The organism is Variovorax ginsengisoli (assembly GCF_030811835.1).
GTDB classification, from domain to species: Bacteria; Pseudomonadota; Gammaproteobacteria; order Burkholderiales; family Burkholderiaceae_C; genus Variovorax; species Variovorax ginsengisoli_C.
Map to the genome: position 1 here is coordinate 1 of NZ_JAUSRO010000019.1, position 16,244 is coordinate 16,244.

Consider the following 16,244-nt stretch of genomic DNA (forward strand, 5'->3'; position numbering starts at 1 on the left):
TTCGGCCCGACGATGGCCGTCAACGTGCCGGGCGCGAAGGCGCACGAGACAGCGTTGACGGCCACGTGGCCGCCGAAGCGAATGGTGAGTCCGCGGGTTTCCAGCATCGGGCGATCAGCGTTTGTTTTTGATCGGGATGTTCATTTCCTCGGGCTTGATCTCGTGCACGAGCTCAGGCACGCCCCACGCGAAGGCCGGATCCACCTTGATCTTGAAGTGGTACATCGACTGCATCGCCTGGTGGTCTTCCTTGCGGAAGGTCATCTTGCCTTTGGGCGTGTCGAAGCTCATGCCTTCCATGGCAGTGATGAGCTTGTTCGTGCCGGTGTCGCCGCCGGTCTTCTTCAGCGCCGTGACCACCGCCATCGCAGCAGAAAAGCCGCCCGCGGTGAAGAAGTCCGGCGGCGCCTTGTACTGCTTGTAGTGCGCCGAGACCAGCGCCTCATTCACGGGGTTCTTCGGGATGCCGAAGTAGTAGTAGGTCGCGCCTTCCATGCCCGGCAGGCTCTTGTAGGCGGCCATGGCGGGCAGGATGTTGCCGCCGGTCGCGATCTCGATGCCGTAGCGCTTGAGGTCGAGGTCGACGATCTTGAAGGGGTTGCCTGCGCCGGCCCAGACGATCCAGATGATCTTGCGGCCCGGCTGGTCCTTGAGCTTGTCGATCAGGCGCTGAGCACCCGCGGTGAAGTCGGTGGTCGCCGGGGGCAGGTATTCCTCATGGGCCAGCTTGGCGTTCTTCAGCGCGGCGCCGAAAGCCTTGACGCCGTCACGGCCAAAGGCATTGTCCTGCGCCAGCGTCGCGACCGTGACGCCCGGCTTGTCGATGGCCACCGCGTTGCTGATGGCGTCCTGCGACGAGTTGCGGCCGGTGCGGAAGATGTACTTGTTCCACTTGTCGCCGGTGATCGAATCGGCCACGGCGGGCTCGACGATCAGCACCTTCTTGTATTCCTCGGCGACCGGCAGCATGGCCAGCGCCACGCCCGATGCAGTCGGCCCGACGGCCAGCGCGGCCTTGTCGTCGGAGTACGCGGCGGCCAGCAACGACTTGCCAAGATCGGGCTTGCCCTGGTCGTCCTTCTCGATGACCACGAGCTTCTTGCCGTTGACCTCCATGGTGCCGCCGGTGGCGTACTCGAGGCCCATCATCAAACCGATTTGCGTCTGCTTGCCGTAGGCCTCGAGTGCCCCGGTCTTGCTGTAGACGTGGGCGATGCGGATCTCGTTGGACTGCGCCATGGCAGCTTGATGAGCGAAGACGGCAATGCTGCCGAGCACGGCTGTCGCGATAAGGTTGCGGCGGATCATGATGTCTCTCCTGTAGGAATGGCTGAATATTGCACAGTTTGTGCCAATTCATAGATTGTTGATTTAACTAGGTATTTTTAATTTTTTGCCCACCTAAAGACCACAAAACAGACATCCGTTATGTCTAATATTCAGACAAATGTCTGTTTCATCGTCAGGGTTTACGCTGAGCATTTCACTGTCCACCGGAACTTCTTCACGTCTTGCGTCAGTACTTTCCTGCGACGCCCGATTTCGCGTAGGCGCTCGCCTGCTTTGCGTTTTTGGGCCTTTCCACCGCCTTACGATGCAGCCCTGGCGTTCGGACGGTGCAGCAATGCAACGCGATCCGCCTGATTTTTCTCAAAGGATTTGACCCATGTACTCCACCAAGCTCCGCACCTTTGCAACCATCACCGCAGTGGCTGCCTGCAGCCTGGCGTTCGTCGGCTGCACCACGACCCGTCCCGGAGATACCGGCACCGCCACGTCGACGCGCACTTCGATCGATGCGCAGGTCGATGCCTCGCTGTCCAAGCTGTACGACACCGTGCCCGGCTCGCGTGAACTGGTCGCCAAATCGCGTGGCGTGCTGGTGTTCCCGTCGGTCGTCGGCGCGAGCTTCGGCATCGGTGCCGAATATGGCCGCGGCGCCCTGCGCACCAACGGTCGTACCCAGGCCTACTACAGCACGACGGCAGGCTCGATCGGCTTCCAGGCTGGCGCGCAGTCGAAGGCGGTCATCTACCTGTTCACCACGCAGGAAGCTCTCGACAAGTTCCGCAACAGCAAGGGCTGGACGGCCGGTGCAGACGCCACCGTGGCCCTGGCCACCATCGGCGCCAATGGCAGTGTCGACACCAACACGGTTCGCCAGCCCGTCATCGGCTTCGTGCTGACCAACGTGGGCCTGGAAGCAGGCGTGTCGGTCCAGGGTGCGAAGATCACCGAAATCGCGCTGTAAGCAAGCGCCGGGCTCTGCCCGCGCCCAAGCCGGCTTCGACGCTGCACCGCAGCGCCGAGCCGGCTTTTTCAATGGTCACCTGTATTGCCTGCGTTGCCTGCATGCGCTTTGGTCAAGCGGCGGCTGGCCGACTCCCCTCACTGGCGGCGCAGTCCGCGCCGAAAGATGGGCGTGGACATGACGATCGCAGTCCGTGTTTCACCCCATCGGTTGATGTCGCCGAGGAAGGATTCCAGCGCGGCCATGTCCGCCACGGCGATGTGCATCATGTACGAGTCCGCACCGGTGACGTGGTGGCACTCGAGGACTTCGGTGCGTGCACGCAGCACTTTGAGCAGTGCCTGTTTGTGCGGTTGCGCCGTCGTGATGCCGATGAGGGCCTGAACCGGCAAGCCGACTTTTGCGGGATCCACGTCGGCATGCACGCCCCGGATGACCCCTGCCTCCTGCAGGCGCCGGAGGCGCTCAGCCGTTGCCGCAATCGAAAGCCCAGCGGCCTCGGCCAGGGTCTTGAGCGGCGCGCGACCATCGGCCTGCACGGCTTCGAGAAGCTTCCATGCCTTGGTGTCGAGCTGGAAGGCGTCGGTCATGGGCGACCGACCTCCTTTTCGGGTCCTGCCTCGCCTGCCTGCGCTTTAGGGGTCATCGCACGGTGCCGCGCCATGTCACCCAGGCGCAGATCCTCCAGTGGCGTCGTGGCTGCGTACTTGCCGGCACCCACGCGTTGCGCGTGATAGATGCCGGTATGGCCCGCGCACAGGTAGCTCATCACGCAGGCAACAGCCGCCAGGGGCCCGATGGCCGGACCAAAAAGTTCCATGGCCATGACGATAGTGGCCAGTGGCGTATTGGCTGCACCTGCGAAAACCGCCACGAAACCGATGGCGGCAAGCATCGAGAACGGCAAGTGCAGCAGGGGCGCGAGCGCATTGCCCAGTGTCGCCCCGATGTAGAAGAGCGGGGTCACTTCGCCGCCCTTGAAGCCCGTGCCGAGCGACACCACCGTGAACACCAGCTTGCCCAGAAAGTCCCAGGGTGCAACCGGCATCTCAAACGACTGCACGATGGTCGGAATGCCCAGGCCGATGTACTTGTGCGCATCGAACTGCGCAGCGCCGAGCGCCCACACGGCCACGGCAACGACGCCCCCCCCCAACACCGGACGCAACGGCGGGTAAGCCACGAAGCGCCTGACCAGTGCGCCCAGGCCATGCGTCGCGGTTGAAAACACGCGACCAGCCAGCCCGAACGCCACACCAGCGACCGCAACGGCCAGCACGCTCCACACACCGATGGGCGCCATGGCGCCTACCGTGTAGTGCGTGTGGTGTACGCCCCACGCCATGCCGACCTGATCCGCCACGAGGCCGGCCACCACGCACGGAAAGAGCGCGTCATAGCGCATGCGTCCGATGGCCAGCACCTCCAGCCCGAAAATCGCGCCCGCCAGCGGTGTGCCAAAGACCGATGCGAATCCCGCGCTGATCCCCGCCATCAGCAGGATGCGACGGTCTTCCGGCGCCAGGCGCAGCAGGCGCGTGAGCTGGTCGGCCAGCGCCCCGCCCATCTGCACAGCCGTGCCCTCGCGCCCGACCGACGCGCCGAACAGGTGAGACACGACCGTGCCACCGAGCACCAGCGGCGCCATGCGCAGCGGCACCATCTTCGTGGGATCGTGGATCTGGTCGATCAGCAGGTTGTTGCCCGCATCCACCGCGCGGCCCCAGCGGTGGTACACCCAGCCCACTGCAAAACCAGCCGCCGGCAGCAACCAGATCATCGCCGGATGCGCCTCGCGCCAACGTGTGGCCGCATCCAGCATGAACAGGAAAAAGGCCGAGGCACTGCCGGCGAGCACGGCCACCACGCAGGCGATGGGCATCCATTTGCCGATGTACGCCAGTTGTGGAAAGGCTTTGAAGAACTTGAAACGGTCGGAGCGCATGAGAAGGAGTCCTGCCTAATTTGAATCGACCGCCATCCGGTCGTACAGCGTGGCGCGCGAAATGCCCAGCAGCCGTGCCGCCGCCAGCTTGTTGCCACCGGTCGTGGCCATCGCGGCGGCAATGGCGCGTCGCTCCAGCTCGGCAACCTGCTCGGCGAGCGGACGCAACAGACGGGTCTCCCCAGCGCTCGGCTCGATGGGTGCGGCGGTCTCTGGCGCGGCAATCTGCTCCAGGCCGGTTTCGGCCAGCACGCGCTGGACCTCGGCCGCATCAATGCGCGTGGCGTCGCTGCGCATGGCGAGCTGTTCGAGCACATTGCGCAGTTCCCGCGTGTTGCCGCGCCAGTGCTGCGCGGCCAGCAACGCCAGCGCGTCGGGCATGAGTTCAGGTGGCGCCTCACCGCTGCGCTGGGCCATGTCCTCGCCCAGCGCCTCGACCAGCGCAGGAATGTCGCCGCGCCGCTCGCGCAGCGGCGGCACGCGCAGCGGCAGCACGTTGAGCCGGTAATACAGGTCTTCTCGAAAGCGTCCGTCGCGCACCAGTGCGACCAGATCGCGCGAGGTTGCAGCGATCACGCGGGCATCGAAGGCGACCAGCTTGTTGGAGCCGAGCGGCTCGATCTCGCCCTCCTGCAGCGCACGCAGCAGCTTGGCCTGCAGGCCCATCGGCATGTCGCCGATCTCGTCAAGGAAGAGCGTCCCGCCGTCGGCGAGCTTGAACTTGCCCTCGCGGCCCTTTCGGTCAGCGCCGGTGAAGGCTCCCGGCGCAAAGCCGAAGAACTCAGCCTCCAGCAGCGTGTCGGGCACCGCCGCGATGTTCAGGCTGACGAACGGTCCGTGCGCGCGCGCCGAGGCGGTGTGGATGGCGTGCGCCAAGAGCTCTTTGCCGGTGCCTGTCTCGCCCAACAGCAGCACCGGGCTCGACGACTGCGCCGCGCGCCGTGCATGGCGCTTGATGTCCACCGCCGCCGGACTGCTGCCGATGAAGCTCGCAAAGGTGTACTTGGCGCGGCGCTGGCCGCCCGGCGCGTGCTGGAGCAGCGGGTTGGCACGCTGCGTGGCCAGCTCGCGCCGCGCGTCGTCCAGGTCGCGCTGGAGCATCGCGAACTTGCTGATGAGCGGCTGCAGCGTGGTTTCGGGATGGTCGAACAAAACGATGCCGATGGCACCGATCACCTCGCCGGGCGCATCGCCGGCATCGCCCTCGCGCTCGGCGTGCAGCGGAATGCGGCTGACCACGAAGGTGCCGGCCCGATTGGTCAGCAAGTCGATGAGGATGGGCTGGCCGGTGTCGAGCACCTGGCGCATCTGCGTGTTGGGGATGACCTCTTCCACCTGGCGGCCGAGAAAATCGTCCACCGATCGCACGCCCAGCGCCGGCAGAAAGCGCTGATAGCCCTCGTTCACCCAGACGATGCGACCGCCTCGGTCCACCAGGAACATGCCCTGGCTGATACTGGAGAACAAGTGGAACATCGAGCGCGCAGCCAGCGCGAGGATGCCGTCGGCGTCGAGCGGGAGTCGAGGGGAAGCGTCGGTGGGCGCAGGCATGGCTGGATCGTAGCCTGCCGCGGCTGCCGGCGCGGACGTCAGCGCGGCGATGCAGGCCGCCTCAGCACCCCGCGTTCAGGCCGGCTGGAAGCTGAAACTGCGCGAAAAGGCAGCGCCGTCGATGGTGCCATCAAAGGTCGCACGATAGCTGGCACCCTTGGTAAGCGCCTGCTGCGCCAACACGAAGACCTGCGCGGCGGTCAGGCGTTGTGCCGGGTCGTTGGACGCGTCCAGCACCGTGGTGGGCACGGTCGCACCATCGGGCCCGATCAGGCGATGGCTGCGCAGCACCAGAACCTTGCCCGCAGGGGCGCGCAAATAGATTGGCGTGCCCACAGTGCCGTCGCCCACACCGGGCAGCGGGTTCGGGTTCTCCTTGGCAGGCACGAAAGAGGCGCGCGCCACGGTCGTGCCGTCGCAGGGGTAGGTCAGCAGATCGGCCTGGCTCGCGTTGTCGACGGTGCTTTTCACGCCGAACTCCATCACAGTGACCTGGGCGAAGGCACTGCTGCCCTTTTGTTCGGCATAGCCCACGCCCAGGTCGCGCCGGGGCGACAGCAGCGCGGCCATGTGATAGACGGTCGTCAGCAGGTACTTCGCGTGCGCGACCGCACGGTCCGTGGGCAGCGCCGCGGCGGCAATGGCCTCGTCGCTGGTCGCGAGGGCGCTGTGGGCGAAAGCCTCGTTGACCGCGCCTGCCGCTGCCGCATAGCCGGCGGCCTTGGCGCGATCGACTGGATTTTCTCCGGTGAAACCCGGCATGCCGGGCACTTCGGTGTGGGCACCCTGCGTGCCATTGGAAATGTCTGTGGCCAGGTAGGTGCCGTGGTGGGCAGCCGCGCTGTCCAGGCTGGCGTCCGCCGCGAGGGGGCTGAAGCCGCAGCGCTGGCGTTCCTCCTGCAGCACCTGCAAGACGGCGGCGCGCAGCCCCACCATGTCGATCGAACGGGCCATCGCGGGCGACGGCACCGGCAAAGCGACCCGCGCGGCCACCGTCGTCGCGCTGGTGGCGGCTTGCGGCCCTGCGGCCACGACGACGCCCGTGGGGCTGGAGGCCCCGCCACCGCCGCCGCAACCGGCCAGCGTAAGCAAGGCCGCGGCAAGAGGAAGAACGACGGATCTGGTGGGTTTGGACGACATGGGAAGACCTGCTTCTGGGACCACGCCAGTCTCCCGCCGACCTGCACTTTTCAATGGGTGGAACAGAGGGTGCATTCCCCATCTTCTGGAGCCGCTGCGCTGCGTCGTTCCCGATTCACCAGCCTCGTGTTGAGCGCCTTAATTTAATCAATCGTTTGATTTATGTGTTCCAATCTTCCTCTATGAAGTCGCCCATTTCGCACGCCATCCCAGCGCCGCCCGCCTCGCGTGCCCCGCGCGCCTCGCGAAGCGATGGCATCGAAGCACGCGGACGGCTGCTGCACGCGGCACTGCGCCTGTTCGCCGAAAAGGGTTTTGCCAAGACGTCCACCCGTGAAATCGCGCAGGCCGCAGGCGCAAACGTCGCGGCCATCAGCTATTACTTCGGCGACAAGGCCGGGCTCTATGCGGCCACCTTCTGCGAACCCATGGGCGGCACGGCGGCCGACGTGATTGCCTTGTTCGATGTCCCCGGCATGCCGGTCGAGGAGTCGTTGCACCGCTTCATGCTGGCTTACACCGAACCCCTCAAGCTCGGCGAAGTGGTGGGCTACTGCATGCGCCTGCACATGCGCGAGCTGCTCGAACCCACACAACAGTTTTCGACAGAGATCGACCGCGATGTGCGCGGCCCGCACGAGGCCCTGGTGCGCGTGCTGTGCCGCCACCTCGCACTCGACGTGCCAGACGACGACGTGCATCGGCTGGCGTTGTCGATCGCCGGTCTCGCCATGCAGCTCTTCGTGATGCGCGACATCGTGGATGCACTGCAACCTTCGCTGCTCGGCTCGCCGCAGGACATCGATGCCTGGGCCCAGCGCCTGTTGGGCTACGCGCTGGCGATGGTCGCCAGCGAAGCCGCCCGACGACGCGCGACGCCGGCCGCACCACGCGCGCCCTCTCCTCCTGCTCGGTCGCACGGCCGCAGCAACCAACGAACAGGACCATGAGCCCATTGCAACTTCTCGGCGCGCTCGGCGTGCCCTTTGCCCTGACGGCCCTTGGCGCCTGCAGCATTGCGCGCCCGCCCGCCATCGCCACCGCGCCCATGCCGGCCCAATGGAACGCGCCCCTGCCGGCAACTGCAGGCATTGCGCGGCCCGCCACCCACACAGGCTCGCTGGCAGCGCTGACCGAATGGTGGCGCCAACTGGACGACCCGCTCCTGGTCGACCTGATCGCCGCAGCCCAGGACGCGAGCCCGACCATGGCCAGCGCGGCAGCGCGCATCGCCGAAGCGCGTTCGAACCGTGTGGCCACGGCATCCGCCCTCCTGCCGAGCCTGAACGGCACGCTGTCGGGCACGCGCGCCAACACGCCGTCGAGCGGGGGCAACGGCTTTGCCGCGACCCCGATCACGACCCTGCAGGGCACCGTGCAGTCGCAATGGGAGATCGACCTGTTCGGGCGCCTGGGCGCCGATCGCGATGCGGCCGAGACCCGGCTGGCCAGTGCCGACGCCAAATGGCACGATGCCCGCGTGTCCGTGGCGGCCGACACGGCCAACGCCTATTTCGCGCAACGCACATGCGTCCAGCAGCTCGCCGTGTCCGAGTCCGACGCCCGCTCGCGCAGCGAGACTTCACGGTTGACCGACCTTTCCGCACGCGCCGGCTTCACCGCACCGGCCGACGCGGCCCTGGCGCGCGCAAGTGCGTCCGATGCGTCGGGCCGGCTCACCCAGCAGCGCGCGCAATGCGAGGTGCAGCGCAAGTCGCTGGTGGCGCTGACCGGTCTGGACGAACGCGAACTTGCCGCCCGGCTGTCCGCCATGCCGACGCTGCAGCCATTGCCCGCGCTGCTCGCGGTGGACGCCGTGCCCGCGGCGCTTCTGGCCCAGCGGCCCGACGTGTATGCCAGCGAGCTGGACGTGGCGGCTGCCAGCGCCGACGTCGGCTCGGCCGAGGCCGAGCGCTATCCAAGGTTGTCGCTCACCGGCTCGGTCGGCGTTTCCCAGTACCGCGTGGGCGGCTTCAGGCAGTCGCTCGACACCTGGTCGGTGGGGCCGTTGTCGCTGACCGTGCCGCTGCTCGATGGCGGCGCGCGCAAGGCCAATGCCGACGCGTCTCGCGCCCGCTATGCCGAAGCCGTGGCCGCGTATCGCAGCAACGTGCGCCAGGCGGTGAGCGAAGTCGAGCAGGCACTGGTGAACCTGCAGAGCACCGACGCCCGTGCGGGCGACGCCGATGCGGCCGTGCAGAACTACCAGGCCTCTTTCAACGCCACGCAGGCGCGCTACGACAGCGGCCTGGCCAGCCTGTTCGAGCTGGAGGATGCGCGCCGCACGCTCTACAGCGCGCAGACCGCGCGCGTCTCGCTGCAGCGTGAACGCGCCGAAGCATGGGTCGCGCTCTACCGAGCGACCGGTGGCGGCTGGACGCGCCCCGCGCAGCAAGAAGGCATCGAATCGACCGCCTCCACATCGACCTCCTCTGTGACACCTGCGAGCCAGGCCGTCCAGCAGGTCACTCAACAGCCATGAAGTCCATGAAACGCTCCACCCTCGTCCTTTTGATCGCCGCCGCGCTGGCGGTCGCCGGTGTTGCCCTCTGGCTCGTTCGCGGCCACCCGGCCGAAAGCCGGTCCAAGCCGGCGCAGGCCGCGGCCGCGCCCCGGCCGACGCTGACAGTCACCGTCGCGCCGCCTGCGCACGCCGAACTGAACGTCACGCTGGCCGCCAACGGCAACATCGCCGCCTGGCAGGAGGCGGTGATCGGCTCCGAATCGAACGGCCTGCGCCTGGGCGAGGTGCGTGTGAATGTGGGCGACGTGGTCAAGAAGGGGCAGGTGCTCGCAACATTCATTGGCGACACGGTGCGCGCGGATGTCGCACAGGCCCGCGCCTCGCTCGCCGAAGCCCGCGCCAATGCGGCGGACGCCGCCGGCAATGCCGAGCGTGCCCGCACCTTGCAGGCCACCGGCGCACTGAGCCAGCAGCAGATCAACCAGTACCAGACCAGCGCGCAGACCGCGCAGGCGCGGGTCGAGGCGGCCGAAGCCGTGCTGGCAGCGCAGCAGGTGCGCGGGCGCAACACGCAGGTGCTGGCGCCCGATGATGGTGTGATCTCCGCGCGCACTGCCACGGTCGGCGGCGTGGTGGCCGCGGGCAGCGAGCTGTTCCGCCTGATCCGCCAGGGCCGCCTCGAATGGCGCGCCGAAGTCACCTCGGCCGAGCTGGCCCGCATCGCAGTCGGCACGCCCGCCACAGTCACCAGCGCCAGCGGCGCCCAGGTGCAAGGCAAGGTGCGCAGCGTGGCACCGACGGTCGATCCGCAGACGCGCAATGCGCTGGTATACGTCGATATCCCCAATGTGCTGCAAAGCACCGCGGTCAAGGCTGGCATGTTTGCACAGGGCGAATTCCAGCTGGGTAGAACCAGCGCATTGACGGTACCGCAGGCAGCCATCGTGCCGCGCGACGGCTTCAATCACCTGATGCTGCTGCAGCCCGACCAGCGCGTCGCGCAGTTGCGCGTGCAGACCGGCCGCCGCGTCGGGGACCGCGTCGAGATCACCACGGCGCTGCCCGCCGATGCCAAGGTCGTGGTGCAGGGCGCCGGCTTCCTGAACGACGGCGATCTGGTGCGGGTAGCCCCATGAACGTTTCCGCCTGGTCCATCAGGAACCCGATTCCGGCAGTGATGCTGTTCGTGCTGCTCACCGTCGGTGGGCTGCTGTCCTTCAACGCGATGAAGGTGCAGAACTTTCCGGACATCGACCTGCCGACCGTCACGGTGTCCGCGGCGCTGCCGGGCGCCTCGCCGTCCCAACTCGAGACCGATGTCGCGCGCAAGCTCGAGAACGCCATCGCCACCATCCAGGGGCTCAAGCACATCACCACCAAGGTGCAGGATGGCGCGGCCACGCTGATCGTCGAGTTCCGGCTGGAAAAGCCGGTGCAGGAAGCCGTCGATGATGTGCGCTCGGCCGTGCAGCGCGTGCGCTCGGACCTGCCCGCCGACGTGCGCGACCCGGTGGTCACCAAGCTCGACCTGGCGGCACAGCCGGTGCTGGCCTTTACCATCGCATCCGACAGGATGGATGCCGAGTCGCTCAGCTGGTTCGTGGACAACGACGTGACCAAGAAGCTGCTGGCGTTGCCGGGCGTGGGCGCGGTCAACCGGGTGGGCGGCGTGACGCGGCAGGTGCACGTCGACCTCGACCCGGCCAAGCTGCAGGCGCTGGGCGCCACGGCGTCGGACATCTCGCGCCAGCTGCGCCAGGTGCAGACGGAAAGCGCGGGCGGCCGCTTCGACCTCTCGGGCAGTGAGCAGCCGGTGCGCACCATGGCCACCGTGCAGTCGGCCGACGAGCTGCGCACGATGCAGATTCCGCTGTCCGATGGCCGCCGCATCCGCCTCGACCAGGTCGCGCGCATCAGTGACACCATTGCCGAGCCGCGCAGCGCGGCGCTGCTCGACGGCAAGACGGTCGTCGGCTTCGAGGTCGCGCGCAGCCGCGGCGAAAGCGAAGTCGAGGTCGGCGGGCTGATCCAGAAGGCGCTGGTCGAACTGCGCACGCAGCACCCGGACATCCGCCTGACGGAGGCCTTCAACTTCGTCGACCCGGTGCAGGAGGAATACGACGGTTCGCTGCACCTGCTGTATGAAGGCGCCATCCTGGCCGTGGTCGTCGTGTGGCTGTTCCTGCGCGACTGGCGCGCGACCTTCGTCTCGGCCGTGGCGCTGCCGATGTCGGTCATTCCGGCCTTCATCGGCATGCACCTGCTGGGCTTTTCGATCAACGTCATCTCGCTGCTCGCGCTGTCGCTGGTGGTCGGCATCCTGGTGGACGACGCCATCGTGGAGGTCGAGAACATCGTGCGGCACCTGCGCATGGGCAAGAGCCCGTACGACGCGGCGATGGAGGCGGCCGACGAGATCGGCCTGGCCGTGATCGCCACCACCTTCACGCTGATCGCGGTGTTCCTGCCGACCGCCTTCATGAGCGGCGTGGCGGGCAAGTTCTTCAAGCAGTTCGGTTGGACGGCCTCCCTCGCGGTGTTCGCCTCGCTGGTGGTCGCACGCGTGCTCACGCCGATGATGGCCGCCTACCTCATGAAGCCCATCGTCACCGCCGAGAAGGAAGCCGGCTGGATGCGCTGGTACATGCGGGCAGTGGCCTGGTGCATGACGCACCGCCTCGTCACGATGGTGCTGGCCCTGCTGTTCTTCATCGGCTCGCTGGCGATGATCCCTCTGCTCAAGACCGGCTTCATTCCGCCGGACGACAACTCGCAGACCCAGGTCTACCTCACGCTGGCGCCGGGCGCCACGCTGGCGCAGACCAGCGCCACCGCCGAGGAAACCCGGCGTCGGCTCATGCAGATCCAGCACGTGCGCAGCGTCTACACCACGGTGGCCGGCGGCAGCGCCGGCGGCGATCCGTTCGCCAGCTTCGGCACGCCCGAGACACGCAAGGCCACGCTCACCGTCAAGCTGGACCCACGCGGCGACCGGCCGCGCAAGCAGGTGATCGAAAACGAAATCCGCAAGGCGCTGGAGAGCCTTCCGGGCGTGCGCACCACGGTCGGCCTGGGCGGTTCGGGCGAGAAGTACATCCTGGCGCTCTCCGGCGAAGACCCGGTGGCGCTGACCACCGCGGCGCGCGCGGTCGAGCGTGATCTGCGCAGTATTCCCGGCCTGGGCAACATCACATCGACCGCCAGCCTGATCCGCCCGGAAATCGCGGTGCGCCCGGACTTCGCACGCGCGGCCGACCTGGGCGTGACGAGTTCAGCCATCGCCGAAACCCTGCGCGTGGCCACCCTGGGCGACTACGACCAATCGCTGCCCAAGCTCAACCTCGCGCAGCGCCAGGTGCCCATCGTGGTGAAGCTCGAAGACTCGGCTCGGCAAGACCTGGCGCTGCTCGAGCGCCTCACGGTGCCGGGCACGCACGGCCCGGTCATGCTGGGCCAGGTCGCCAAGCTCACGGTAGAGGGCGGTCCGGCCGTGATCGACCGCTACGATCGCTCGCGCAATGTCAACTTCGAAATCGAGCTGTCGGGCATGGGCCTGGGCGACGCCAAGACCATGGCCATGGCGCTGCCCTCGATCGCCAAGCTGCCGCCCGGCGTGCGGGTGGCCGAGGTCGGCGATGCCGAGGTCATGACTGAGCTGTTCGCCAGCTTCGGCCTGGCGATGCTGACCGGCGTGCTGTGCATCTACATCGTGCTGGTGCTGCTGTTCAAGGACTTCCTGCATCCGGTGACCATCCTGTGCGCGCTGCCACTCGCACTGGGCGGCGCCTTCGTGGGCCTGCTGATCGGGCAGAAAGCGCTGTCGATGCCTTCGCTGATCGGCCTGATCATGCTGATGGGCATCGCGACGAAGAACTCGATCCTGCTGGTGGAGTACGCGATCGTCGCGCGCCGCGGGCATGACGGCAGCGGCGGCCGCCCCGCCGTGCCCGGCATGAGCCGCTGGGACGCGCTGATGGACGCATGCCACAAGCGCGCGCGCCCCATCATCATGACCACGCTCGCCATGGGTGCGGGCATGGCGCCCATCGCCTTCGGATGGAGCGCAGCGGACTCGAGCTTCCGCTCGCCGATGGCCATGGCCGTGATTGGCGGGCTGATCACCTCCACCGTGCTGAGCCTGCTGGTGGTGCCCGCCGTGTTCACCTACATCGACGACGCCGAGCACTGGATCGGGCGCACGGTGCGGCGCCTGCGGGGGCTGCCGAGATGACGGCGCCTGCGCAATGCGCCGCTTCGCGACGCCCCGCCTTCCTGCTTGCCCTCGTCGGGCTGCTTGCGCTGCTGGTCTTGGGCAGTCCACGCCCAAGCCTCGCGGCCGACGCGCCACCGACCCTGGCGGCCGCCGTTCCCTCGCCGAGTTGGGGTGCCATTGCCTCGATGGCCTCTCCCACCTCGTCGGCTTACGGTTTCTCCTTCAACCAGCGCACCCGCGACGCGGCAGAACGCGCCGCCCTGGCCCAGTGCGAAAAAACCACCGGACGCGCCGGCAGTTGCGCGGTCCGCGCCTATTTCAACCGCGCCTGCGGTGCCCTGGCCGCCGGGAACTACGGCGAATGGGGCACTGGCCTGGCCGCCACGGCAGACGCCGCGGGCAAGGCGGCGGCCAGCCAGTGCGACAGCCACCTGCCGACCCAACCGTGCAAGACGCTGGTGCAGGTGTGCTCGCCGCGCTGAAACCGCCGGCATCGTAGGATCGTCACCTATGCGCCTGCTCCTGATCGAAGACGAAGCCGAAATGGCCGCCTGGCTGATCCGTGCGTTCAAGCAAAGCGGCTTCGTGGCCGACCATGCGCCCGATGCGGCCACGGCCGAGTCTCTGCTCGCAGTCGGCCACTACGACGCCGTGGTGCTCGACTTGCGCCTGCCCGACAAGCACGGCCTGGTGCTGCTGGCCGACTTGCGTGACGCCGGCAACCGCACCCCGGTGCTGGTGCTGACCGCGCAAGGCCTGCTGCAGGACCGGGTCAAGGGCCTGAACCTGGGCGCCGACGACTTCCTGACCAAGCCATTTGCCATCGAAGAGCTGGAGGCGCGCCTCGATGCGTTGGTACGCCGTTCTCGCGGCAACGCACATGGCATCCTGCGCTGCGGCAGCCTGACACGCACCCCCGAGAGCCGCGCATTCCTGCTCGACGGTGTGTTGCTGCCGTTGACGCCGCGCGAGAGCGCCGCGCTGTCGGTGCTGCTCGCGCGCCACGGTTCGCCGGTCGAAAAATCGCACCTCTCCGCCAAGGTCTTTCCTTCGGACAGCCAGGCGGGCCCCGATGCCATCGAGCTGGTGCTGCATCGGCTGCGCCGCAAGCTCGCCGGCGGCGACGTGCGCATCGTCACCGTGCGCGGCCTGGGCTACATGCTCGAGAGCACCGGCCATGACCCTGCCGCCACGCACTGAGCCCGGCAGCCGCTTCGGCATCCGCGCGCGCCTGCTCGTGCTGCTGCTGCCTTGCCTGCTCGGCCTGCTGGCATTGGACAGCTGGAACGACTACCGTGCCTTGCGCGACCTGGCACAAGACGCCTACGACCGGGTGATGCTGGCCTCCGCTCATGCACTGCGCCGCAGCGTGGTCGTCACCGCAGACGGCACGCTGCAGCTGGATGCGCACACGGCTCAGAGCACGGCCCGCGCGGTGCTCGACGCGATCGACGCCGACAACCAGCTGATGTCCGTCGAGCTCCTCCCACGAACCGCGGGGCAGGACCGCGCAGCAGCCGTGCCAGCCCCACGCAGGCTGCTGGGCGAGGCCGACCTGCCGCAACCGCCCGTCGACGGCTGGGCGTCGGTCGATGGTCTCTCCACGGTCTGGTATGACGCCCACCACCTCGGTCATCCGGTGCGGGTGGTGGCGCTGCGCGGCCCGCAGGTGGACGAGCGCGGCCAGCCCTTCGACGTGCAGGTCCAGGTGGTTCAGCCGAGCCGGCCACGTGCGCGCGCCGAGGCCGACTCGCTGCGCCAGCAACTGCTGCGCGATGCGCGCATGGTGCTCATGGTGAGCCTGCTGGTCTGGCTGGGCGTGACCTGGTCGCTCAAACCGCTCGAGCGTCTGCGCGAATCGGTGATTCGGCGCCAGGGTGGCGTCCCGGAGCCGCTGGACGTCACGGGCGTGCCCTATGAAGTGTCACCGCTGGTCATCGCGGTGAACGCGCAGGTGGCCAGCTACCGGGAGCTGCTCGATGCGCAGTCGCAGTTCCTGGCCGACGCGTCCCACCAGCTGCGCACGCCGCTGGCCATCATGATGACCCAGGCGGGGGTGGCGTTGCGCGAGAAAGACCCGGCGCGCCTTCAGGAAACACTGCGGGCGATACGGGCCCAGGTGGGGCGCAGCCGCCGACTCTGCGAACAGCTGCTGGCACTGGTGCATGCGAGCGAGCGCACCCCGCCAGGGTCGGCGCCCAGCGACGTTGATCTCAACGGCATTGCGCGCGACGTGGTGGTCCAGCACCTGACGCTGGCCCATGAGAAAGACCAGGACCTGGGCTGGGCAGATGCCGGTCATGCGGTCACGGCGCAAGCCGATGGCGCCGAGCTGTACGAGGTGCTGGCCAACCTCGTTCACAACGCGATCGTCCACACGCCCGTGGGGGGCCGCATCACCGTCGAGGCCAGCGCCGCCGACGGTCAATCGCTGGTCGAGGTGCGCGACGACGGCCCCGGCATCGCCCCGGCTCGGCGCGACGAGGTGTTCGAGCGTTTTCGGCAGCTGGCCGGCACCGCGGGCAACCACGGTGCCGGCCTGGGCCTGTCGATCGCCCGCGCTTATGCAAGGCGCAACGGCGGCGATGTCGTGCTGGCGGACGCCGGTCCGGACGGCACCGGTCTGCGTGCCATCCTGCGCCTGCCGCAGGCCTGAAGCTCGCCTGCCGGCCGGTGCCCC

General features: G+C 67.9%; 13 protein-coding genes and 1 pseudogene. 8 read left to right on the forward strand and 6 right to left on the reverse strand.

Annotated elements, in window-relative coordinates:
* Together J2W36_RS23640 and J2W36_RS23645 are read right to left on the reverse strand one after the other, a co-directional pair.
* Positions 1-107, reverse strand: a pseudogene (locus J2W36_RS23640) (ABC transporter ATP-binding protein); the annotation flags it as partial.
* A 7-nt stretch (positions 108-114) separates the two neighbouring features.
* Positions 115-1,308 (reverse strand): substrate-binding domain-containing protein, encoded by a 1,194-nt coding sequence (locus tag J2W36_RS23645; RefSeq protein ID WP_307692228.1) that lies wholly within the window; start codon positions 1,306-1,308, stop codon positions 115-117.
* Positions 1,309-1,666: 358 nt separating this feature from the next.
* On the opposite strand from J2W36_RS23645, the gene J2W36_RS23650 reads away from it, so the two are divergent.
* Positions 1,667-2,251, forward strand: coding sequence for a BPSL1445 family SYLF domain-containing lipoprotein (locus J2W36_RS23650; RefSeq protein ID WP_307692229.1), 585 nt, complete (start codon positions 1,667-1,669; stop codon positions 2,249-2,251).
* Between the two features lie 137 nt (positions 2,252-2,388).
* Here J2W36_RS23650 and J2W36_RS23655 read toward each other — a convergent pair whose 3' ends face one another.
* The 4 genes from J2W36_RS23655 to J2W36_RS23670 form a co-directional block, all read right to left on the reverse strand.
* Positions 2,389-2,841, reverse strand: a complete 453-nt coding sequence (locus tag J2W36_RS23655; protein ID WP_307692230.1) for an Lrp/AsnC family transcriptional regulator — start codon at positions 2,839-2,841, stop codon at positions 2,389-2,391.
* Positions 2,838-4,196, reverse strand: a complete 1,359-nt coding sequence (locus J2W36_RS23660; protein WP_307692231.1) for a voltage-gated chloride channel family protein — start codon at positions 4,194-4,196, stop codon at positions 2,838-2,840. The genes J2W36_RS23655 and J2W36_RS23660 overlap by 4 nt, the downstream gene beginning before the upstream one ends.
* 15 nt (positions 4,197-4,211) lie before the next feature.
* Complete coding sequence (locus J2W36_RS23665; protein ID WP_307692232.1) at positions 4,212-5,747, reverse strand: sigma-54 interaction domain-containing protein; 1,536 nt, start codon at positions 5,745-5,747, stop codon at positions 4,212-4,214.
* A 75-nt stretch (positions 5,748-5,822) separates the two neighbouring features.
* On the reverse strand, positions 5,823-6,887 hold the full coding sequence (locus J2W36_RS23670) for a hypothetical protein (RefSeq protein ID WP_307692233.1): 1,065 nt from the start codon (positions 6,885-6,887) through the stop codon (positions 5,823-5,825).
* 182 nt (positions 6,888-7,069) lie between these two features.
* Here J2W36_RS23670 and J2W36_RS23675 point away from each other — a divergent pair, with 182 nt between their 5' ends.
* Genes J2W36_RS23675 through J2W36_RS23705 form a run of 7 tightly spaced genes read left to right on the forward strand, consistent with a single transcriptional unit; the run spans position 7,070 to position 16,220 of the window.
* Positions 7,070-7,837: a CerR family C-terminal domain-containing protein gene (locus J2W36_RS23675; protein WP_307692234.1), complete on the forward strand. Its 768-nt coding sequence runs from the start codon at positions 7,070-7,072 to the stop codon at positions 7,835-7,837.
* Positions 7,834-9,369: an efflux transporter outer membrane subunit gene (locus tag J2W36_RS23680; protein ID WP_307692235.1), complete on the forward strand. Its 1,536-nt coding sequence runs from the start codon at positions 7,834-7,836 to the stop codon at positions 9,367-9,369. Before J2W36_RS23675 ends, J2W36_RS23680 begins: the two co-directional genes overlap by 4 nt.
* Positions 9,366-10,487 (forward strand): efflux RND transporter periplasmic adaptor subunit, encoded by a 1,122-nt coding sequence (locus tag J2W36_RS23685; protein WP_307692236.1) that lies wholly within the window; start codon positions 9,366-9,368, stop codon positions 10,485-10,487. The genes J2W36_RS23680 and J2W36_RS23685 overlap by 4 nt, the downstream gene beginning before the upstream one ends.
* Positions 10,484-13,582: an efflux RND transporter permease subunit gene (locus J2W36_RS23690; RefSeq protein ID WP_307692237.1), complete on the forward strand. Its 3,099-nt coding sequence runs from the start codon at positions 10,484-10,486 to the stop codon at positions 13,580-13,582. The genes J2W36_RS23685 and J2W36_RS23690 overlap by 4 nt, the downstream gene beginning before the upstream one ends.
* Complete coding sequence (locus tag J2W36_RS23695) at positions 13,579-14,046, forward strand: DUF4189 domain-containing protein (protein WP_307692238.1); 468 nt, start codon at positions 13,579-13,581, stop codon at positions 14,044-14,046. The genes J2W36_RS23690 and J2W36_RS23695 overlap by 4 nt, the downstream gene beginning before the upstream one ends.
* A gap of 28 nt (positions 14,047-14,074) precedes the next feature.
* Complete coding sequence (locus J2W36_RS23700; RefSeq protein ID WP_307692239.1) at positions 14,075-14,764, forward strand: response regulator; 690 nt, start codon at positions 14,075-14,077, stop codon at positions 14,762-14,764.
* Positions 14,742-16,220 carry a sensor histidine kinase gene (locus tag J2W36_RS23705; RefSeq protein ID WP_307692240.1) on the forward strand — a complete coding sequence of 493 codons (1,479 nt, stop codon included), beginning with the start codon at positions 14,742-14,744 and terminating at the stop codon, positions 16,218-16,220. Before J2W36_RS23700 ends, J2W36_RS23705 begins: the two co-directional genes overlap by 23 nt.
* The last annotated feature ends 24 nt before the right edge of the window (positions 16,221-16,244 follow it).